Origin of the sequence: Sphingopyxis sp. PET50 (assembly GCF_025244705.1) — a bacterium.
Taxonomy (GTDB): Bacteria; Pseudomonadota; Alphaproteobacteria; order Sphingomonadales; family Sphingomonadaceae; genus Sphingopyxis.
Genome location: NZ_CP104207.1, coordinates 725,858 through 746,396, shown reverse-complemented (window position 1 = coordinate 746,396; position 20,539 = coordinate 725,858). Strand labels below are relative to the sequence as shown.

The following is a 20,539-nucleotide window of genomic DNA, read 5'->3' as shown; positions in this document are numbered from 1 at the left end:
CCCGCCGGTCGTTTGAGACTCTTGATCGCGGCCTTAGCTCGCCTTTTTACCCTCGTCTACAGGGTGGAAGGTGTAGCTGAGCGTGATTTCCTGAATGTCGCGCGCGTCGGGGTCATCCATGATCTTCGGATCGACGAAGAACAGCACCGGCATGCGCATCTGTTGCCCCGGCTCCAGCCTTTGTTCGGTGAAGCAGAAGCACTGGATCTTGGTGAAATATTTGCCCGCCGCATCGGGCGTGACGTTGAAGCTCGCGGTACCCACCACCGGGTGCGGCGACTGGTTTTCGGCGATGAAGATCGCCATGTCGCGCGCGCCGATGCTGACCGTGTCGGTCGGATGCTCGGGATAGAATTTCCAGGGCAGCTTGGGCGACACATTGGCGTCGAAGCGGACCGAGATCGTCTGGCTGAGAACCTGCGGTTCGGCCGCGGCGGCAATGGGGTCGTAACGCTGCGTCGTCCCGCCAAAGCCGGTGACGCGGCAGAAGAGATTGTAGAGCGGCACCGCGGCAAAGCCCAGCCCGACCATCGACAGCGCCAACAGTCCGGCGAGGCTGGCGGTCTTCGCGTTGGGCGACAGGCGCGCGATCATTTGAGCACCGTCATCTTGGCGATGGTGATGAAGAAGAAGAGCAAGGCGAGCGCGAACAGCAGCACCGCCATCAGGTTCGCGCGGCTGCGCTGGCGCCGCCGGTATTCGGCCTCGTCGAAAGGTTCGGGCGCGTCGGGGGTCGGATCGGTCATAGCGGCCACCAATGATCGGCAACCACGGCGCCGAACAGGACGAAAAGATAGGCGATCGAAAAGGCGAAGAGCCGCTTTTCGGGGGTCATCGCATCGCCCTCGCGCGCGGTGCGCGTGCCAACCTGGAGCGACAACAGCACGAACAGCGCCGAGAGGACGACCGCCACCCAGCCATAGAGCGCGCCGGCGTAGCCGAGCGGCCAGGGCGCGATCGCCGCCGCCGCCATGATGAGCGCATAGGCAAGGATCTGGCGGCGCGTCGATTTCTCGCCCGCGACGACCGGCATCATCGGGATGCCCGCGGCGGCATAGTCCGAGCGGACGAACAGCGCGAGCGCCCAGAAATGCGGCGGCGTCCACAGGAAGATCAGCAGGAACAACAGCACCGGCAAGGGCGCCACGCTGCCCGTCGCCGCGACCCAGCCGATCAGCGGCGGAAAGGCGCCCGCCGCGCCGCCGATGACGATATTCTGCGGCGTCCGCGGCTTCAGCCACATGGTATAGACGAAGACGTAGAAAAGGATCGATGCAGCGAGCAGCAGGGTCGCCTGCCAGTTCGACGCGAACAGCATCAGGAACAGCGAGAACGCGGCGAGCCCGACGCCGAATTGCAGCGCGGTCTGCGGATCGAGCCGCCCGGCGGGCAGCGGACGTCCCGCGGTACGCTTCATCCTGGCGTCCAGCCCCGCCTCATACCATTGATTGAGCGCGCCCGACGCCCCCGCCCCCAGCGCGATCGCGAGGATCGACGAAAAGGCGAGGACCGGATGCACCTGGCCGGGGGCTGCGAGCAGCCCGCACAGCGCGGTGAACACCACCAGCGACATCACGCGCGGCTTGGTCAACGCGAACAGGTCGCGCCAGTCGGCGGGAAGCGCCGTTTCGCCGTGGGTCAGGCTCTGCGCCATGTCTACTCCGGCCCTAAGGGGAAACGCCCCCTGCCGAAGTCAGCAGGGGACGAAACCGATCAGGCGATACGCGGCAGTTCGTTGAACTGGTGGAACGGCGGCGGGCTCGACAGCGTCCATTCGAGCGTCGTCGCGCCTTCGCCCCACGGATTGTCGGCGGCCTTCTTGCCCGCGACCAGCGACCAGATGATGTTCACGAAGAAGATCAGCACGCCGACGGCCATGATGACATAGCCCCAGGACGAGATCAGGTGCCAATAGGCATAGGCCTCGGCATAGTCGGGATAACGGCGCGGCATGCCCTGCTGGCCCAGGAAGTGCTGGGGGAAGAACAGGGCGTTGACGCCGACGAAGAAGATCCAGAAGTGCAGCTGGCCCAGAAACTCGCTGTACATCCGGCCCGACATCTTCGGGAACCAGTAATAGAAGCCGGCGAAGAGCGAGAAGACCGCGCCCAGCGACAGCACATAGTGGAAGTGGGCGACGACATAATAGGTGTCGTGCAGCGCCGTATCGACCCCGCCGTTGGCAAGCACGACGCCGGTCACGCCGCCGACGGTGAACATGAAGATGAAACCGAGCGCCCAGACCATCGGCGTCTTGAAGCTCATCGAACCGCCCCACATGGTGGCGATCCAGCTGAAGATCTTGATGCCCGTCGGGACGGCGATGACCATCGTCGCGGCGGTGAAATACATCTTCAGGTTCACGCTCATGCCGACCGTGAACATGTGGTGCGCCCACACGATGAAGCCGACGACGCCGATCGCGACCATGGCATAGGCCATGCCGAGATAGCCGAACACCGGCTTGCGGCTGAAGGTCGAGATGATCTGGCTGACGATGCCGAAGCCCGGCAGGATCATGATGTAGACTTCGGGGTGACCGAAGAACCAGAAGAGATGCTGATAGAGCACCGGATCGCCGCCGCCCGTCGCATCGTAGAAGGTGGTGCCGAAGTTGCGGTCGGTCAGCAGCATGGTGATCGCGGCGGCGAGCACCGGCAGCGCGAGCAGCAGCAGGAAGGCGGTGACCAGCACCGACCACACGAACAGCGGCATCTTGTGCAGCGTCATGCCGGGCGCACGCATGTTGAAGATGGTGGTGATGAAGTTGATCGCCCCCAGGATCGACGCCGCGCCCGCAAGGTGGAGCGAGAAGATCGCCATGTCGACCGCGCAGCCCGACCGAGCCGCTGGTCGACAGCGGGGCATAGACCGTCCAGCCGGTGCCGGCGCCGTTGCCGCTGCCGCCCGGCACGAACATCGAGCCGGTGAGCATGACGAACGCGACGGCGGTCAGCCAGAAGGACACGTTGTTCATGCGCGGGAAGGCCATGTCGGGCGCGCCGATCATCAGCGGCACGAACCAGTTGCCGAAACCGCCGATCATCGCGGGCATGACCATGAAGAAGACCATGATCAGGCCGTGCGCGGTGATCATGACGTTCCAGAAATGCTTGGCCGCGGTCAGGTCGCTGGCGCCGCCCAGCGCCTGGGCCCACGTGCCGAGATACTGGATTCCGGGATGCGCGAGTTCGAGGCGCATAAGCCCCGACAGCGCGCCGCCGACAATGCCGGCGACGATCGCGAAGATCAGGTAGAGGGTGCCGATGTCCTTGTGGTTCGTCGACATGAACCAGCGGACGAAGAAGCCCGGCGTGTCGTGGTCATGGTCGTCATGCGCATGATCGGCATGGCCATGGGCGGGTGCAGTCGCTGCAATATCGGTCATCTGTCGGACCCCTTGGTTATTTCTTGGCGGCCGGAGCGGCGGCGGGAGCCGCAGCCGGCGCTGCTTCGGTCGTGGCGGCGGCGGGCGCAGCGGCCGCGCCCGCTGCCGGGGCAGCGGCGGCCGGGGCCGGGGCAGCGGCGGCAGGCTTCGGCCCCGCCGGGTCACCGCCCTTCGAGCGGACCCAGGCTTCCCACTTGTCGACCGGCAGCACTTCGACCGCGATCGGCATATAGCCATGGTCGACGCCGCACAGTTCAGAACACTGGCCGTAATAGACGCCGACCTTGGTCGGCGTGAAGGTCGTTTCGTTGGCGCGGCCCGGAACCGCGTCCATCTTGGTCCAGAAAGCGGGAACCGCGAAGCTGTGGATCACGTCGGCGCCGGTGATGATCAGCTTCACCTGGCGGCCGACGGGCACGACCATACGGTTGTCGACGGCGAGATGATAGGGCTCGCCCGCGGCCTTGGCCTGTTCCTCGGTCAGAATCTTCGAGACATATTCACCGATGCCCTGGTCGGGATAGGCATAGCCCCAATACCATTGATAGCCGGTGACCTTGATCGTCAGCGCTTCCTTTTTCGGCGGCTCATATTGGGCGGCGAGCAGGCGGATCGAGGGAACCGCGATCACCGCGAGGATCAGCACCGGAATGGCGGTCCAGATGATCTCGATGAAGGTGTTGTGGGTAGTCTTCGACGGCACCGGGTTCGCCGCGGCGCGATAACGCACGATCACCCAGAGCAGCAGCCCGAGCACGAAGAGCGAAATCACCGTGATCACCGGGAGCAGGATCACATGGTTGAACCAATAGGCCTGTTCGCCGATCGGGGTGACCTGCGGCTGAAAATCGATCCCCGCATCGACCGGCTGGCCGACGCCGGCGGTCGGCTTCATCGGCACATAGGTCGCGTCGCCCGCGGGAGCGGCCGCTTCGGCCGCCGCCGCGCGCAGCGGTCGCCGCTGCCGCCGGAGCCGCTTCGGGAGCAGCCGGAGCCGGATTCGCCGCCGCCGTGGCCGCAGGCGCCGTTGCGGGAGCTGCCGCCTGCACGGTGCCCACCGCGCCGAGCGACAAAACCGCCGCGATTACAAGGGTTTTCAAGCTCTTCATAAGGATAGTGCCGCCCGTTGCCTGTTGTTCTTTTTGCCGCCCAACCCGCTGGAAAAACGGCCGGACATGCGTCGCGGCAGCCGTCCTGCGGGCTGAATCTTGCGGGCGCTATAGACCCGCTTGCCGCTTGCCTCAAGCATCTCTAACACTATTTTGCAGCGCGGGAAAAACCGCCGCTTTCACCCTGTCGTCCGCCCCGGACGACGCTCATGAAAAAAGACCCATTCTCCCATGACCGACGACGAAATCCTCGCCGAATTCCGCGCCGCCGACGCCCTGCTGCAGGGGCATTTCCTGCTCTCCTCCGGGCGGCACAGCGAATATTATCTGCAATGCGCGCGCGTGCTGATGGACACCGAGCGCGCCGGGCGCCTGGCCATCGCGCTCGCCGCCAAGCTGCCGCGCGAACTCAAGCATGCGATCGACATCGTCGTCTCGCCCGCCATGGGCGGCGTCATCATCGGCCACGAAATGGGCCGCGCGCTCGGCAAGCCCGCGATCTTCGTCGAGCGCCCGACCGGTACCTTCGAACTGCGCCGCGGCTTCACCATCCCGGCAGGCGCGAAAGTGCTGATGGTCGAGGATGTCGTCACCACCGGCCTGTCGTCGCGCGAAGCGATGGCCTGCATCGCCGAAGCCGGCGGCGAGGTGATCGCCGAAGCCGCGCTCGTCGACCGCTCGGCGGGCAGCGTCGACCTCGGCGTCCCCTTCTATCCGCTCGTCGCGATCAACTTCCCGACCTATGCGCCCGACGAACTGCCGCCCGAACTGGCCAAGACCCAGGCGGTGAAGCCCGGGAGCCGCGCGGTTTGAGCGTCCGCCTCGCCTTACTGGCGCCCCTGCTGGCGGTTACGCCCCTCGCTGCCGCCGCGCCTGCGGAGGACCATGCAATCAAGGAGCGGGCCGAAGCCGAAAAATTCGACGGGGTCATCCTGATCGGCGAAGCCGACGGAAGCTACCGGATTCTAACCATCGGGGCCGATCCGGTGCCCGTCGACGCAGTGTGGCGCTGGGCCTCGATCACCAAGCAGCTTGCCGCGGTACTGACGATGCAGGAAGTCGCCAAAGGCAAGCTCGACCTCGATGCGCCCGTGACGCGCTACTGGCCCGAATGGAAAGCGCCCGACGGTGCGAATATCCGCATCCGCGACTTGCTGCTACATAATAGCGGCCTGCCCCAGCCCGACACGAGCGAAGCCGACGCCGACGGGATACCGAGCTTTTATCGTGCAGCGGCGGTCTCCCCAGCCGACGCCGCTGGCGGCTTCTGTGCGGGCGCGCCACGCGCCGCGCCGCCTGCGAAGTTTGAATACAATAATTGCGACACGATCGTCCTGGCCGAGATACTTCGCCGGGTCACAGGCAGCGCATTCGAAGTGCTGCTCCGCGAACGGCTGGCGGGGCCGCTCGGGCTCAAAAGCGTCGGCGTCTATCATCTAGGCGGCGGCATCCCTGCTCACGTCCAGCCGAATGGAGAGTATGCGGAACTCGATCCGCTCCTCAACCTCGGCGTCTATGGCGCTTCCGGCGGCGCCTATGGCAGCATCGCCGACCTGTGGAGCTTTGACCGTGCGCTGCTGAAGGGAGACCTGCTTCCCGCCGGCGCGCGCGAAGCGATGTGGCAGAGCGAGCGGAGCAATGGCTTTTATGGTTTTCACCAATGGATTTTCCCGGCGAAACTCGCTGAGCTGTTCCGCCGAGACGCGTATCGTCGAACGGCAAGGCCAAATTGCCGGATTCGAGCATCGCAACTATCTGCTCCCCGAAACAGGGCGTGCGGTCATCTTCTTCTCACGCCACCGCCCCGCAAATTATGGCGACCCTTGGGAAGGAAAAGGCTTCGCTTATGATATATTGTCGAAGGTGAATTGCTGATGAGCCGGCGCCTGCGCCTCGGCGTCAACATCGACCATGTCGCGACGATCCGGAACGCCCGCGGCGGCGCGCATCCCGATCCGGTGCGCGCGGCGGAGATCGTCGCGGCAGTCGGCGGCGACGGCATCACCGCGCATCTGCGCGAGGATCGCCGCCATATCCGCGACGACGATCTTGCCCGCATCCAGGCCGCGACCGACCTGCCGCTGAACCTCGAAATGGCGGCCACCGAGGACATGCTCGAGATCGCGCTGCGCCACGCACCGCATGCCGCGTGCATCGTTCCCGAAAAGCGCGAGGAGCGCACCACCGAGGGCGGGCTCGACGCGGCGGGGCAGCATAATCATCTCGCGCCGATCGTCGCGCGCCTGTCCGACGCGGGCATCCGCGTCAGCCTGTTCATCGAACCCGACCCCCGCCAGATCGAGGCCGCCATGCGGCTGAAAGCACCGGTGGTCGAATTCCACACCGGCCGCTATGCGCATGTCGAGGGCGAGGACCGCGCAGCCGAACTCCGCCGCATCGCCGACGCCGCCGCGCTGGCGTGGAAGAACGGCATCGAGCCGCATGCGGGGCACGGCCTGACCTACGACAATGTCGTCCCCATCGCCGCGATCCCGCAGCTCGCCGAACTCAACATCGGCCATTATCTCATCGGCGAGGCGATCTTCACCGGGCTCGACACCGCGGTACGCCGGATGCGCGATTTGATGGACGAGGCAAGAGGGTGAGCGGAAACGAAAATCCCTCCCCGCTTGCGGGGAGGTGGCAGCGCGAAGCGCTGACGGAGGGGGCAATGGGCCTTCGACGTCGCGTGAGGCCGATAGCCTCCTCCACCATCCCGTTCCGGGGCGGTCCCCCTCCCCATTCCGGGGAGGATTTGCTTTGATCATTGGTCTCGGTTCCGACCTCTGCAATATCGAGCGCATCCAGGCATCGCTCGACCGCTTCGGCGAGCGGTTTGAAAAGCGTGTCTTCACCGATATCGAGCGCGCCAAGGCGGCGCGGCGCCCCTTCACCCGCGCAGGGACCTATGCCAAACGCTTCGCCGCCAAGGAGGCCTTTTCGAAAGCCGTCGGCACCGGTTTCAAGCGCGGGGTGTTCATGAAGGACATCGGCGTCGTCAACGCGCCGTCGGGGGCGCCGACGCTGGCGCTGACGGGCGGCGCGGCCGAGCGGCTCGCGGCGATGATCCCCGCCGGATACAAGGCCCATATTCATCTGACGCTGACCGACGACCATCCCTGGGCGCAGGCCTTCGTCATCATCGAGGCAATCAAGGACTGACATGGCGAAGAACAAGACGAAGAGCGGGGCCAAGGAAGAAAGCTGGGGCAAGTTCATCCGCGATATCGCGCTGATCCTGCTGCTCGTGCTCGGCATCCACAGCCTGCTCGCCAAGCCCTTCTATATCCCGTCCGATTCGATGATGCCTGGTCTGCTGAGCGGCGACCGGCTGATCGTCAGCAAATATCCCTATGGCTGGTCCTATGCCTCGGCGAGCTTTCACCTGCTACCCAAGATGAAGGGCCGCATATTCGAAAAACTGCCCGAGCGCGGCGACATCGTCGTGCTCGAGCATCCGATCGACCGCACCGACTATATCAAACGCGTGATCGGCCTGCCCGGCGACACGATCGAGTTGAAGGGCGGCGCGCTGTTCATCAACGGCAAGGCCGTCAAGCGCGAGCAGCAACCGGACATGCGCATCCCCGTCGATGCCAACACCCCCTCGCGCGACAAATATGGCAACAGCGCGCTCGACCGGTTCAAACAGGTCGACGCATCGGGCAACGAGACCCTGGTCGTGCCGATCATTCGCGAAACCCTGCCGAACGGCGCCTCCTACGACACGATCGACATGGGCGAGCGGCCCGAAGTCGACGAATTCGGACCCTATGAAGTGCCTGCCGAGCCATCTTTTCCTGATGGGCGACAACCGCGACGGCAGCGCCGACAGCCGCGTCCCGGTCGGTGCTTTGGGGTTGGGCGGCGCCGTCCCCTTCGACGTCATCGTCGGCCGCGCCGAAATCATCACCTTCTCGACCGACGGCTCGGCCCAATGGTACAACCCGGTGAGCTGGTTCCGGGCCTTGCGCTCGGGCCGTGCCGGAACCGACCTGACCCCCGAACGTAAGGGCCAATAAGCGCAAGAAAGGACGGGCATGGCGGAGACCGACGCAAAAGCCAGGGTCAAGGCCGCCGCCGACGCCCCCGGCCCGACCGAAATCCGCAGCGACCTCGTCCGCACCGAATTGATGAAGGCGGGCGTCTGGCTGGGCCTCGCGCTGCTCATCGGCGTGTGCATCATCCTGATCCAGCCGATCCTGCTGATCTTCGCGGGGATCGTCATGGCGGCGATGCTCGACGGCGGCACGCGGCTGCTCGGCCGGGTCCTGCCGATCGCGCGCGGCTGGCGGCTGATGATCGTCTGCCTGTCGCTCGTCATCTTTCTCGTCTGGACGGTGATGTTCGCGGGTTCGCAGATCGCCGATCAGGCGGCGACGCTGCAACAGGTGGTGATGGCGCAGGTCGAGCGGATCGCAGCCTGGGCCAGCGAACATGGCATGGGCGAATTCCATCTCGACGCCAAGACGATCTCGGATAATCTCGCGGGTACCGTGGGGCGCGTCACGGCGGCGGTCGGGACGGTGGTGGGCGCGCTGACCAGCCTCGTCATGGTGCTGGTTCTCGGCGTTTTCCTCGCGATCGAGCCGCGGCTCTATGAGCGCGGCGTCGCCTGGATGCTGCCGATGAAGGCGCGCGAGAATTTCTATATCGTCACCGCGCGCATGGGCTTCACGCTGCGCCGCCTGATGGCCGGACGGCTGCTCGGCATGGCGGTCGAAGGCGTGGGCACCTGGCTTGCCTGCCTTGCCTTCGGCATTCCGATGGCGGCGCTGATGGGCCTGCTCACGGGCCTGCTCGCCTTCATCCCCAATATCGGGGCGATCGTGTCGGGCGTCCTGCTCGTGCTCGTCGGCTTCTCCGCGGGCACCGACACCGGGCTCGCGGCGATCGTCATCTATTTCATCGTCCAGACGGTCGACGGCTATCTGATCGTGCCGATGGTCGCCAAGCAGACGGTCGACCTGGCCCCCGCCCTCGTCCTCGGCGCGCAGATATTGCTCGGCGCGCTGCTCGGCATCATGGGCCTGTTCCTCGCCGATCCGATGGTCGCGATGATCAAGGTCGCACTCGAACGCGAGGCCGAACGCAACGCGGGAGCGCAAGGCAAACGGAAGGCGGCGTCGAGCTAAGGCGCCGTCCCCGCAAAGGCGGCGGGGGCGGCGATATTTTACGGAGCCGGCGGTGCGCCACCCGGTGCGCCCGGGCCACCCGGTGCCTGTTGCTGCTGCATCTGCTGTTGCATCATCTGCATCTGCTGCTGCATCGCGCGAACTTCGGCCTCGGTACGGAAATCGATCAATTCGATGTCGAAGTGCAGCGTGCTGCCGCCGGGGATCGGGCCATTGTCCTTGTCGCCGTAGCCGAGCGCCGGCGGAATGCTGACCTTGTACTTGCCGCCCTTCTTCATGCGGGTCAGCGCTTCGGAAAAGCCGGGAACGACCTGCGACACCTGAAGCGGCGCCTGTTCATTGGCGTCGAACACGGTGCCATTGTCGAGCTTGCCTTCATATTTGATCAGCACGACGTCGGCGCGGGTCGGGCTGGCTCCCGTGCCTTCCTTGACGACCTCGAATCCGATGCGCGGGGTCGACATCAGCGCAAAGGCGATCGCCGCCGCGATCAGCGCCGCGACGCCGAACCACAGCAGCCACAGGCCGCCCTTGCTCACCGGACGCAATGGAACCGTCGTCACACTCATGTCGCTGATCCTTCCCCTGCCCCCCGCGGAGCAATGATATCGCGTCCGCCTATAGGCGGAGCGGCAACGGGCGGTCCAGAGTCAATATTCGAACGGAATCGCACCGGGCCAAACGAAAAGGGCGCCGCGTTGCCGCGGCGCCCTTTTCAAATCCGGATCCCGAACGGGAAGACGGGTCTTACTTGATCCCGTCGCGCTCCATCCGCTTGCGCTCCATCTTGCGGGCGCGGCGAACGGCGGCGGCATGTTCGCGCGCGCGCTTTTCGCTGGGCTTTTCATAGTGGCGGCGCAGCTTCATTTCGCGATACACGCCCTCACGCTGCAGCTTCTTCTTGAGCGCGCGAAGGGCCTGGTCGACATTATTGTCGCGAACGATGATCTGCATATGCCGTGTCGTCTCCGGTTCATCCGACGGTCAGCGGCAACCGGGTCAACGGTTCGCCATAGATCGCCGATATTGGGGCAATAAAAGAAGCGCCGCGAACCCGCGACGTTCCGATGCGAGCGCCCCTAATCAGATTCGCGGCCAAATGCAAGCCCCTGCACGCCGACAGGGGCCAAAAACCGGCCTCATTGCCCTCCGCGCCGCCGCGCGTCCGGAACTTCGGGTCCAGCGCCCGGCTGCTGCGTCGCGAGCGGCATCGGCGAAATCGCGACCCCGAACAGCCGCCATTTGCCGTTGAACCACTGGAATTCGAAGTCGAAGGCCACCGCGGTCGGACGCAGCCCGAAACTGCCGCGCACGCGCAATATGTTGCCCGCCCCGACCTGCGGCGCGCCATTGTAGACCGGCGCGAGCAGCAGGCTGTTCGACAGGTCGACGCGGTTTTCGCGCAGCGAGGCGAAAATCTGCGCCAGCCGCGAGGGGTCGTTGGCGATCTGGAAGGCTCGGCGAACTGATGTCGCGCAGCACCGAATAATTGCCCGACTGGTTGGCATGGTCGATCGCGGTGATCGTCGACCAGATCAGCTTGGCGAGTTCGAGGTCGCCCGGCACCGGCATCGCCGCGACGGGCGGCGCCGCCGCGCTTCCGGTTTGCGCCTGCGCCGGCGACGCGAGCGCGACCAACATGGCCGCGGGCAAAGAAAAAGCGGCCGATGTCCAGCCGCGCAGAGAAGATGATGGCTTTTTCATAGGTCCCAACATGAAAGGGCGATGCTCCCTTGGCAAGGAGCATCGCCCGATTTCATCCGCTGCTTACCAGACGATCTGGAAGCCGCCGCGTGCGCCGACTTCGCCCGAGTCGAAGCCCGCGCCGACACCGGCCGAGAAGGTCGCCTTCTCGCTGATCCGCGCGGTCATCGCGACCGAGCCGGCGGTACGGTCGTTATAGTAACCGATGCCGCCCGACAGGCCGAACTTGGCGTCGGCGGGCAGCGACGGGGTTTCCATCGACAGCGCCAGCGCCACGCCCTCGTTGGCGAGACGCGCCTGACGGCGATTCTCGTCCGACTGCGCGAACAGCGTGCCGATCTGGCTGGTGTGCTGCGCGGTCAGCGTCTGCAGCGCCGAGACATTGGCGTTGGTCGCGGCGAGCGCCGAGGCCGTCGCGAAGCTCGCGACCGTCGGTCCCGCACCCAGCGTGCCCGACGCATCGACGGTGGCGACGCTGATCGTTCCCGTCTGTGCGGCGGTGCTGGCGGCGAGATCGCCCACCGTCACGCTGCTGCCGGTGCCACCCAGCTTGACCTGGTTGGCGCGGTCGGTTGTGGCGCCGAAGCCGATCGCGGTCGAATTGTCGAACGCGGCATTGGCGTTCTTGCCGACCGCGGTCGCCTGCACGCCCGAAGCCACCGCCTGATGGCCCGACGCGAGGCTGAGGTTGCCCGAGGCCACCGCCTGCCACCCGAAGGCCTGCGCGCCGCGGCCCGAGGCGACCGATTCGCCGCCGACAGCGGTCGAGTGGAAGCCCGAGGCGTTGGCGAGGTCGCCGATCGCGACGGCATCCTCGTCGCTGGCCGAAGCGAAGTTGCCGACAGCCGTCGAGGTCAGACCCGAAGCGTTCGCGCTCTTGCCGATGGCCGCGGCGTTGTCGCCCGAGGCATTTGCCTGGTGGCCAGCTGCCAACGAGAGCGCGCCGGTGGCCGACGACTGCCAGCCGAACGCCTGCGCACCGCGACCCGATGCGACAGCCTCGCTACCGACAGCCGTCGAATGGAAGCCCGAAGCGTTGGCGAGATCGCCGACAGCGACGGCGTCTTCGTCGCTCGCGGCGGCGAAATTTCCTACCGCGGTCGAGGTCAGACCCGAGGCATTGGCGCTCTTGCCAAAGGCCGACGAATTGTCGCCCGAGGCAACCGCCTGGTGACCCGCGGCGACGCTGAGCGCGCCGGTGGCCTGCGACTGCCAGCCAAAGGCCTGCGAACCGCGGCCCGAGGCGACCGATTCGGCGCCGACCGAGGTCGAGTGGAAGCCCGAGGCATTGGCACCCTGACCGAAGGCCGTCGCATCTTCATCGGTCGCCTGTGCGCCGATGCCGACTGCGGTCGCCTGCGATCCGCTGGCATTCGCCAGTACGCCGACCGCCGTCGCCTGATCCCCCGATGCGGTCGAATTGGCACCGATCGCGCTCGACAGTTCGCCCGAGGCGGTCGCCAGTTCGCCGACGGCGCTCGAGAAGCTGCCCGAAGCCGTCGAGAAGGAACCGAGCGCGCTCGACGCGAGCCCGGTCGCCTGCGCGCCCGAACCGTTGGCGACGCTGAACGTGCCCGATGCGACCGCGCCCTGCCCGGTCGCCGTGTCATTATTACCCGTCGCGCGCGCATTGTCGCCGACGGCGGTCGAATTGAGACCGGTGGCCTGCGCCTGGCGCCCGGTCGCGACGCTGAAATTACCGGTTGCCGCCGACTGCCAGCCGAACGCCTGCGCGCCGCGGCCCGAGGCGACCGATTCGGCACCCGCCGCCGTCGAATGGAAGCCGGTGGCCTGCGCGAGGTCACCGATCGCAACAGCGTCCTCGTCGGATGCCACCGCGCCGCTGCCGATCGCCGTGCTGGTCTGGCCGGTTGCGCTTGTGTTGCGGCCGATCGCGACGCTGCGGTTGTCGGCGGTCGCATTCTGGCCGACCGCGGTCGAGCCGGTGTTGGTCGCGGTCGCACCCGAACCCACTGCGGTCGATCCATTGCCCGTCACGCGCGCGTTAGGCCCGCAGGCGAGTTGCGTGTCGTTCGATGAAGTAGCCCCGCCGTCGGTGTCGCCGGCATCGGCCACGCCGTTGTTGTTCGTGTCCAGAATACATTCCGCTGCCTGCGCGGGCGCAGCCGAAAAGGCCGAATAGGCCGCCAGCGCCATCACCGACGCGGACAGTTTCACCATGGTACGCATTGTTCCTCACTCCCCATTGCGCGGGCAGCAGGAGGCCGCACCGCGAAAGATGCACTGCAACCGACAAAAGGAGCTGGCCGGGTCGACCACGCGCACAAACGCCGCAGCGGACCATTTTGCCTCTGATATGGACAAATGGGTGGCCCCGCAGTTCGACCCTGATTCCTTACCTGACCGGTAACGCGCCGTTCGTCAACGCCTTAACGCTTTTCGTAACCATGGTGTCGCAAATCGCGGCGGGATTGTCGGACCCCCTGCCGCTGTGGCATAGGTGGCACAACGAAACCGACTGCAGAGGATCAGGCCATGGCGACCCAGCTCAAGCGCAACAGCAAATACAGCGAAGCCGAATGGACGGCGCGGCAGGAACTGGCCGCCTGTTACCGCATCTTCGCGATGATGGGCTGGGACGAGATGATCTTCAACCACATCACGGTGAAGGTGCCCGACGAGGAAGGCTCTTTCCTGATCAACCCCTATGGCCTGCATTTCAGCGAGGTCTGCGCGTCGAACCTGATCAAGATCGACATCGACGGCAACAAGGTCGATGCCGACAATCCGTGGCACGTCAACAAGGCGGGCTTCGTCCAGCACAGCCTGTTCCACCGCGTCCTGCCCGATGCCCATGCGATCATCCATACCCACACGACCGCGACGATGGCGGTGTGCGGGCTCGAGGGCGGGCTGCAACCGACGAACTTCTATGCCTGCAATTTCATCGGACAGCTCGCCTATCATGATTTCGAGGGCGTGACGGTGCGCGAGGAAGAGGGGGTGCGGCTGGTCGAGCATCTGGGCGACAAACGCATATTGATGCTGCGCAACCACGGCCCCGTGGTGATGGGCAAGTCGCTGACCGACGCCTTCATCAAATATTGGGCGCTGCAGCGCGCGTGCGAGATCCAGATGGCGACGATGAGCATGGGCAAGCCGATCCTGGTCGGCGAGGACGTCATCAAGGTCCACCAGCGCGACCTTTATATGGCCGCGATCCCCGGCCAGTCGGGCAAGGCCGAATTCGACGCGATGGTGCGCAAGGTCGACAAGATCGACACGAGCTGGCGTGACTAATCCCGCCGCTGGGCTAACAGGAGCGGCATGACGCGATTCTCGGTCAACGACCGCCCCATCGAATATCGGATGGATCCGGAGACGCCCCTCTTGTGGGCGCTTCGCGATGCGTCGAACCTGACCGGGACCAAATATGGCTGCGGCACCGGCGAATGTGGCGCCTGCACCGTCGATATCGACGGCGAGGCGATCCGCAGCTGCCTGGTCACGATCGCCGAGTGCGAGGGCCGCTTCGTGACCACGATCGAGGGGCTGACCCGCGACCGCAGCCATCCGGTGCAGCAGGCGTGGGTCGCCGAACAGGTGCCGCAATGCGGTTTCTGCCAATCGGGCATGATCATGGCGGCGGCGGCGCTGCTGCGCGCCAACAGCAATCCCGGCGATGCCGAAATCGACGCGGCGATGACCAACATCTGCCGCTGCGGCACCTATCCGCGCATCCGCAGCGCCATCAAACGCGCGGGCCGCGTGCTGCGCGGCGAGGAGCGTATCGCCGCCGCCCCGCCGCCGGGCATCCGCCCGCAGGACGCCGCCGAGGCCGTCCCGGCGATGCGGGCTCCACCGGACCGCTGAACGGCCCGATCGTTCATCTAGCTGAACAGCAGGCAACGACATGGTTCAGCCATGACTCATCTTGCTCGGCGGTAACTTTCGATTCATCTTCCCGGTCGGCTGCCCGCCCGCCATGGGACCCGAGTTCGGAGACATGTGATGAAGAGAATAATCGGAGGGTTGCTGATCGCAGCGACGATGCTCACCCCGATCACGCCGGTGATGGCACAGGCGCGCGAAGGCCAGCAGCTCGCGCAGCGCGGCGACGGCAATCGCGGCGGCGGCGGCAACCGCGGCGCGGGCTATACCCGCGGCGGCGGCGGCGACCGTGGCCAGCGTCCGCAGCGCCAGCCGCAGGTCCAGCGTCAACAGGTGCAGGTCCAGCGCCAGCAGGCGCCCCGCCCGCAGGTCCAGCAACCGCAGCGCCGCAACTGGTCGGGCGGCGACCGTCCGCAGGTGGGACAGCGCCAGCAAGCACCGCGCCAGCAAGCGCCGCGTCAGCAATATCAGCGCCAGCAAGACCAGCGGCGCGGCGGCACCTATGGCCGCAACAACGATGGCCGCGGCGACCGCCAGTGGGATCGCAACCGCAACGGTCAGGTCGACCGTCAGCGGGATCGCAACAACAATGGCCGCGTCGACCGGCGGTACGACCGCAACAACAACAACAACGGTTATGCCGATCGCCGCTATCGCGACCGCCGTCCGGGCAACAACTGGAACCGCGACTGGCGCAACGACCGCCGCTACGACTGGCGCGACTATCGCCAGCGGTACGGCAGCTATTACCGTCTGCCGCGCTATTACAACCCGTATCGCAACCGCGGCTACACCCGGTTCAGCATCGGCTTCACGCTGGGCTCGCTGTTCTACAGCCAGCGTTACTGGATCAACGATCCGGGCTATTATCGCCTGCCATGCGGCCTATGGCGGGTACCGCTGGGTCCGCTACTATAACGACGCCCTGCTCGTCGACACCTACAGCGGCGAAGTGGTCGACGTGATCTACGACTTCTTCTGGTAATTTCCTTTCGGTTACCGGAATGGCAGACTGAGGGGGCTAGCCTTGGCCCCCTCTTTTTATGCGCTTGCCCTCCCCCGTTCGGCGCGCCACCATGGCGATACGAAACAGGGGAAATCGAATGCGTAAACTCGGACTCGCCGCCGCGGCGGCGCTCGCGCTCATGGCCGGCACGGCCTATGCCAAGACCACCGTCATCTACGCCGGACGCGTCATCACCGACGCCGACAAGCCGGCGCTCGGCGCCTCGACCGTCACGGTCACCGACGACCGCATCACCTCGATCGTCGAGGGCCGCGCCCCTGCCCCCGCCGATGCCGAGATCGTCGAGCTCGGCGACAAGACGCTGCTCCCCGGCCTCATCGACCTTCATGTCCATCTGACCGGCGATCCCGGCGGCGATTATCGCGGCGAAGCGGTCGATCCCGACGAATGGGGCGTCGTGGTCGGGGTCAAGAACGCCGGCATCACGCTCCGCGCCGGCTTCACCACGGTGCGCGAGGCGGGGTCGGCGCAATATACCGCCTTCTCGCTCCGCCGGGGCACCGCGAACGGCTTCATCACCGGCCCGCGCATCATCGCCGCGGGGCTGGCGCTGTCGATCGTCGGCGGGCACGGCGACGTCACCGGTTTTCGCGAGGATGTCCACGACGTGCTCGACCAGGGCTATACGTGCACTGGTGCGGTCGAATGCGCCGAAAAGGTCCGCAAGGCCTCGCGCGCCGGGGCCGACATCATCAAGATCACCGCCACCGGCGGCGTGCTGTCGCAGCAGGGCCGCGGGCTCGAAGGCCATTTCAGCAAGGCCGAACTCGACAACATCGCCACCACCGCCCATTCGCTGGGCCTCAAGGTGATGGCGCATGCCCATGGCGCGCGCGGGATCGAGGATGCCGCCGCCGCGGGGATCGACACGATCGACCATGGCACCTTCGCCGACGACGCGGCGCTCAAGGTGATGAAGGCCAAGGGCACCTATCTCGTCCCGACATTGATGGCGTTCGAGGGCATCAAGGAACGGCTGGGCAAGGGCATCTACACCCCGACGGTCGAGGAAAAGGTCCGCATGACGATGGCCAGCGTCGGCCAGGCGGTCACCCGCGCCAAGGCGCTCGGCGTCCCCGTCGCCTTCGGCACCGACAGCCGGCGTGTTCGAGCATGGCCGCAACGGCGGCGAATTCGCGCTGCTGGTCGCGAACGGGCTGACCCCGCGCGAGGCGCTGGCGAGCGCGACGACCGTCGCGGCGAAGGCGCTGTCGATGGAACAGGAAATCGGCCGCATCGCGCCGGGCCTGTCGGCGGACATGATCGCGGTCTCGGGCGACCCGCTGACCGATGTGCGCGTGCTCGAAAAGGTCGACTGGGTGATGGCGCGCGGGCGGATCGCGGACTGAGCAGGCCGGAGGGGATGGGCTGACCGGTTGCGGGCGGAAGGGGACGCTCGTTCTCCCCTCCCGCAGGCGGGAGGGGCCGGGGGTGGGCAGCGCCGTCGCGACAGCCCACCCCGCTGCGACTAACGAACAAGTTCGTAAGTCTCGCTGCCCCTCCCGCTTGCGGGAGGGGAAACCGGTTCATTCCTCAAATGTCCGCCTTCCACCCCAAAACAGACCGGCACCCCCGGTCCTCTCGGCAGCTCAGGCCGCCCGTTCGATCCGCGTCCGGCCCGCCAACCCCGGCGCCGCGCCGCCGATCAGGGCCGATATTTCGACCGCCTTGGCGAACTGCACCCCGACCCGATTTTCCTCCGACCAGCGCGCCTCGGCATCGAGCATCAGGTCGGGGCCGAAGACAAGCTGAAAACCGGTGCCCTGCGGGACGTTCCACAGTCCCTCGATCAAGGCGCCGCGCGTCGACACATTGCGGACGATCGCTTCATAACGATGCCCGCCGCTTTCGACCTGGATCGTGCGGAAGGTGCGGCTGCGCGCCTCGCGGGCGCTCTTGTACCCTTTCGCGACGACGCGGCCGTCGCCGGCGCGGAGCAGGGCCAGCGCCTCGCTCAGCGTCATCGGCCTGCCATAGATATAGCCCTGGACATGGCTGCACCCGAGCCCGCGGATCAGGTCGAGATCGTCGTGCGTCTCCACCCCCTCGGCGGTGGTTTCCATCCGGAGCGCCGCCGCCAGCCCGACGATCGACGAGATGATCGCGGCGTTCATGCTGCTTCGGTCGGCGGCGCCGCGCACGAAGCTCTGGTCGATCTTGATCTTGTCGAACGGCGCCTTCTTCAAATAGCCCAGCGCCGAATAGCCGGTACCGAAATCATCGAGCGCCAGCCGCACGCCGGTGCGCTTCAGGCGCTGGAACATCTCCAGATTCTCGGGACTTTCGTCGAGGAATATCCCCTCGGTAATTTCGAGTTCCAACTGCTCGGGGCGGATGCCCGCCGCCGACACCGCGCTCATGATCGTCGCGGGCAATTTGTCGTTGGCGAACTGGCGCGGCGAGACGTTGACGGCGACGCGGTACCCCGGTCCCAGCTCGGCAATCGCGGCGCAGGCCGACCGGACGATCCATTCGCCGATCGGAACGATGAGATTCGATTCCTCCGCGATGGGGATGAATTTTGCCGGGCTGATCGCTGCGGCTGGTCGCCGCGCTGCCAGCGGATCAGCGCCTCGAAGCCCGAAATCCGCTCGCTCGCGACATCGACGATCGGCTGATAGACCAGACGAAGCTCGTCCTTCGCCAGCGCGTCGCGCAGCGCGTCCTCGATCGCCTTGCGCTCGCTGGCCTGATTGTGCATCGCGTCGGCATAGAAACGATAGACGCCCCGCCCCGCGTCCTTGGCCGCGTAAAGCGCCAGGTCGGCGTTGCGGACCAGCGCCGATGCCGGCACCCCCGCGCCCTCCGACACCGCGATGCCGATCGACGAACCGACGCGCACCTGTTCCCCCTCGATCGCAAAGGGCTTGGCGATGCTGAGGATGATCGCATTGGCGATGCCGGCGAGCTTGTCGGCATGGACGATCTGCGGCAGCACGATCTGGAATTCGTCGCCGCCGAGACGCCCGACCTGACCGCGATCGCCGATGATCTGGGTCAGCCGCGCCGCGACCTGTTGCAGCAACTGGTCGCCGACCGGGTGGCCGAGCGTATCGTTCACCGCCTTGAAACGGTCGAGATCGAGCAGCATCATCGCACAGGGCTGGGCCTGGCCGATATGGTTCTTCAGCGCGCGTTCGAGCAGGTCGGTGATGTGAAGCCGGTTGGCGAGACCGGTCAGCACGTCGTAGCGTGCGAGCTGATTGATCTCGCGCTCGGACTTTTTCCTTTCGGTGAGGTCGGTGCCGCTGCCGCGGAATCCTTGGAAATTGCCGAGTTCGTTGCTGATCGGATGGCCCGAGATCGACCACCAGCGCTCCTCGCCCTGCACTGCCGCCTGCACCGTCAGTTCCTTGAACGGCGTCCGCGATGACAGGCTGAAGCCGAGCGTGCGTTCCTCGCTGTCATCATTGCCGATGCGCTTGCGAATGATATCGGTGAACGGTTTGCCGAGCAGGTCGCCGAGCGGCTCGGCCCAGCTTCGCCGCCACCGTGGGCGACAGATAGACGAGCGCCCCGTGCCGGTCGGTTTCCCAGAACCAGCCGCGTCCGGCCCGCTCGAAATCGCGCATCAGGTTGAGCGCGCGCTGCTGGTCGCCGATCGCCTTGCGCTTGGCGCGTTCCTTGCGCTTCTGGTGGCGCGCATCCTCGCGGACCATGACGATGAGCAGGGCGAGAAAGATCATCGCGGCAAAGGCGAACGGCATCGACGCCTTGCCGATCGCGCCGCCGAGCGCGGTCGCGCCCGCGAAGGCGAAAAAGGCGGGGCGCGCAATCGCCACTGCCGACGCCGTCACCAGAATCGCGCCGATCCGGATCGCCGCAAAGGCGTCGACATACAGCGCGCCGTCGCCCGACGACGAGACGAACATCGCGATGCTCGTGAACAGCGTACCGACCGCGATCAGCAGCATCGCGGCGCCGCACCAGAGTCCGATGCGTTTGGGCGGTCCGGCGCGCACGCCGCGCGACACTTGCCCGATCACCGTCAATACCAGGTCGCACGCGATACCGAGGCCGAGCAGCAGCCATTGCGACGGCCGCTCGAAAAAGCCGGGCAGGCCAGGGAAAAAGGCGCAGGAGAAAAAAACGAGCACACGGCTGACCAGCACATAATGCCACAGCTGCGCGACGCGCGTCAGGCGCGTCACAAATTCCGGCGAATCGAACAGCGATCCGTCGGTCGACGCCTCGCTCTCCGCTGGCCGTACGATGGCCCGCTCCAACCCCAATCCCGCAGTTCCTGTTTCAGCCGGTCCCCGCGAAACGGCTTGCCGGAAATGGGTTTCCAAAATCTTAGCCGCATCCTCCGCAAATCCCGGGA

19 protein-coding genes and 5 pseudogenes are annotated in these 20,539 nt (G+C 66.1%); 12 read left to right on the top strand and 12 right to left on the bottom strand.

Translation table 11 applies throughout. The features are described from left to right. Positions 1-33: 33 nt before the first annotated feature. The 5 genes and pseudogenes from N0A20_RS03910 to coxB all read right to left on the bottom strand — a co-directional run bounded on the left by N0A20_RS03910 (position 34) and on the right by coxB (position 4,497). Complete coding sequence (locus N0A20_RS03910; RefSeq protein ID WP_260582692.1) at positions 34-594, bottom strand: cytochrome c oxidase assembly protein; 561 nt, start codon at positions 592-594, stop codon at positions 34-36. Then, entirely contained in the window at positions 591-746 is a 156-nt protein-coding gene (locus N0A20_RS03905) for a hypothetical protein (protein ID WP_260582691.1), read from the bottom strand. The genes N0A20_RS03910 and N0A20_RS03905 overlap by 4 nt, the downstream gene beginning before the upstream one ends. Continuing rightward, a complete protein-coding gene (locus tag N0A20_RS03900; protein ID WP_260582690.1) occupies positions 743-1,654 on the bottom strand; it encodes a heme o synthase in 912 nt (303 codons plus the stop codon). Before N0A20_RS03900 ends, N0A20_RS03905 begins: the two co-directional genes overlap by 4 nt. A 59-nt stretch (positions 1,655-1,713) precedes the next feature. Beyond that, positions 1,714-3,388: pseudogene (gene ctaD, locus N0A20_RS03895) on the bottom strand (cytochrome c oxidase subunit I). Positions 3,389-3,404: 16 nt separating this feature from the next. Further along, a pseudogene (gene coxB, locus N0A20_RS03890) lies at positions 3,405-4,497 on the bottom strand (cytochrome c oxidase subunit II). A 231-nt stretch (positions 4,498-4,728) separates the two neighbouring features. Here coxB and pyrE point away from each other — a divergent pair. The 6 genes and pseudogenes from pyrE to N0A20_RS03855 all read left to right on the top strand — a co-directional run bounded on the left by pyrE (position 4,729) and on the right by N0A20_RS03855 (position 9,632). Beyond that, positions 4,729-5,310 (top strand): orotate phosphoribosyltransferase, encoded by a 582-nt coding sequence (gene pyrE, locus N0A20_RS03885; protein ID WP_260582689.1) that lies wholly within the window; start codon positions 4,729-4,731, stop codon positions 5,308-5,310. Beyond that, positions 5,307-6,347 carry a serine hydrolase domain-containing protein gene (locus tag N0A20_RS03880; protein WP_260582688.1) on the top strand — a complete coding sequence of 347 codons (1,041 nt, stop codon included), beginning with the start codon at positions 5,307-5,309 and terminating at the stop codon, positions 6,345-6,347. Before pyrE ends, N0A20_RS03880 begins: the two co-directional genes overlap by 4 nt. 24 nt (positions 6,348-6,371) lie before the next feature. Then, entirely contained in the window at positions 6,372-7,103 is a 732-nt protein-coding gene (locus tag N0A20_RS03875; protein ID WP_260582687.1) for a pyridoxine 5'-phosphate synthase, read from the top strand. Positions 7,104-7,257: 154 nt separating this feature from the next. Beyond that, a complete protein-coding gene (acpS, locus tag N0A20_RS03870) occupies positions 7,258-7,659 on the top strand; it encodes a holo-ACP synthase (protein ID WP_260582686.1) in 402 nt (133 codons plus the stop codon). A gap of 1 nt (position 7,660) precedes the next feature. Beyond that, positions 7,661-8,519: pseudogene (gene lepB / locus N0A20_RS20510) on the top strand (signal peptidase I). Between the two features lie 18 nt (positions 8,520-8,537). Then, positions 8,538-9,632: an AI-2E family transporter gene (locus N0A20_RS03855; protein ID WP_260582684.1), complete on the top strand. Its 1,095-nt coding sequence runs from the start codon at positions 8,538-8,540 to the stop codon at positions 9,630-9,632. Positions 9,633-9,670: 38 nt separating this feature from the next. On the opposite strand, the gene N0A20_RS03850 is transcribed toward N0A20_RS03855, so the two are convergent. The 4 genes from N0A20_RS03850 to N0A20_RS03835 all read right to left on the bottom strand — a co-directional run bounded on the left by N0A20_RS03850 (position 9,671) and on the right by N0A20_RS03835 (position 13,517). Then, the gene (locus tag N0A20_RS03850) at positions 9,671-10,201 is read right to left on the bottom strand and encodes an FKBP-type peptidyl-prolyl cis-trans isomerase (protein ID WP_260582683.1); all 531 of its coding nucleotides are present in this window, start codon (positions 10,199-10,201) and stop codon (positions 9,671-9,673) included. 178 nt (positions 10,202-10,379) lie between these two features. After that, positions 10,380-10,586 carry a 30S ribosomal protein S21 gene (gene rpsU, locus N0A20_RS03845; RefSeq protein ID WP_037510267.1) on the bottom strand — a complete coding sequence of 69 codons (207 nt, stop codon included), beginning with the start codon at positions 10,584-10,586 and terminating at the stop codon, positions 10,380-10,382. 185 nt (positions 10,587-10,771) lie between these two features. Beyond that, on the bottom strand, positions 10,772-11,140 hold the full coding sequence (locus tag N0A20_RS03840; protein ID WP_260582682.1) for a hypothetical protein: 369 nt from the start codon (positions 11,138-11,140) through the stop codon (positions 10,772-10,774). A gap of 259 nt (positions 11,141-11,399) precedes the next feature. Next, the gene (locus tag N0A20_RS03835; protein WP_260582681.1) at positions 11,400-13,517 is read right to left on the bottom strand and encodes a YadA-like family protein; all 2,118 of its coding nucleotides are present in this window, start codon (positions 13,515-13,517) and stop codon (positions 11,400-11,402) included. A 315-nt stretch (positions 13,518-13,832) separates the two neighbouring features. On the opposite strand from N0A20_RS03835, the gene N0A20_RS03830 reads away from it, so the two are divergent. The 6 genes and pseudogenes from N0A20_RS03830 to N0A20_RS19995 all read left to right on the top strand — a co-directional run bounded on the left by N0A20_RS03830 (position 13,833) and on the right by N0A20_RS19995 (position 17,564). After that, positions 13,833-14,597 (top strand): class II aldolase/adducin family protein, encoded by a 765-nt coding sequence (locus N0A20_RS03830; RefSeq protein WP_260582680.1) that lies wholly within the window; start codon positions 13,833-13,835, stop codon positions 14,595-14,597. Positions 14,598-14,624: 27 nt separating this feature from the next. Beyond that, a complete protein-coding gene (locus N0A20_RS03825) occupies positions 14,625-15,170 on the top strand; it encodes a (2Fe-2S)-binding protein (protein WP_260582679.1) in 546 nt (181 codons plus the stop codon). Between the two features lie 138 nt (positions 15,171-15,308). Continuing rightward, a complete protein-coding gene (locus tag N0A20_RS03820) occupies positions 15,309-16,106 on the top strand; it encodes an ATP-dependent RNA helicase (protein WP_260582678.1) in 798 nt (265 codons plus the stop codon). Then, positions 16,045-16,173, top strand: a complete 129-nt coding sequence (locus N0A20_RS20505; protein ID WP_409574764.1) for an RcnB family protein — start codon at positions 16,045-16,047, stop codon at positions 16,171-16,173. Before N0A20_RS03820 ends, N0A20_RS20505 begins: the two co-directional genes overlap by 62 nt. Positions 16,174-16,231: 58 nt before the next feature. Next, positions 16,232-17,257 (top strand): annotated as a pseudogene (locus N0A20_RS03815) (amidohydrolase family protein); the annotation flags it as partial. Positions 17,258-17,318: 61 nt separating this feature from the next. Beyond that, positions 17,319-17,564 carry an amidohydrolase family protein gene (locus N0A20_RS19995; protein ID WP_312846634.1) on the top strand — a complete coding sequence of 82 codons (246 nt, stop codon included), beginning with the start codon at positions 17,319-17,321 and terminating at the stop codon, positions 17,562-17,564. Positions 17,565-17,804: 240 nt separating this feature from the next. On the opposite strand, the gene N0A20_RS03810 is transcribed toward N0A20_RS19995, so the two are convergent. The 3 genes and pseudogenes from N0A20_RS03810 to N0A20_RS03800 all read right to left on the bottom strand — a co-directional run bounded on the left by N0A20_RS03810 (position 17,805) and on the right by N0A20_RS03800 (position 20,441). After that, positions 17,805-18,695 carry an EAL domain-containing protein gene (locus N0A20_RS03810; RefSeq protein ID WP_260583815.1) on the bottom strand — a complete coding sequence of 297 codons (891 nt, stop codon included), beginning with the start codon at positions 18,693-18,695 and terminating at the stop codon, positions 17,805-17,807. Positions 18,696-18,814: 119 nt separating this feature from the next. Next, positions 18,815-19,633, bottom strand: a pseudogene (locus tag N0A20_RS03805) (diguanylate cyclase domain-containing protein); the annotation flags it as partial. Then, on the bottom strand, positions 19,623-20,441 hold the full coding sequence (locus tag N0A20_RS03800; RefSeq protein WP_260582677.1) for a hypothetical protein: 819 nt from the start codon (positions 20,439-20,441) through the stop codon (positions 19,623-19,625). The gene N0A20_RS03800 and the pseudogene N0A20_RS03805, both read right to left, overlap by 11 nt. Positions 20,442-20,539 lie beyond the last annotated feature (98 nt).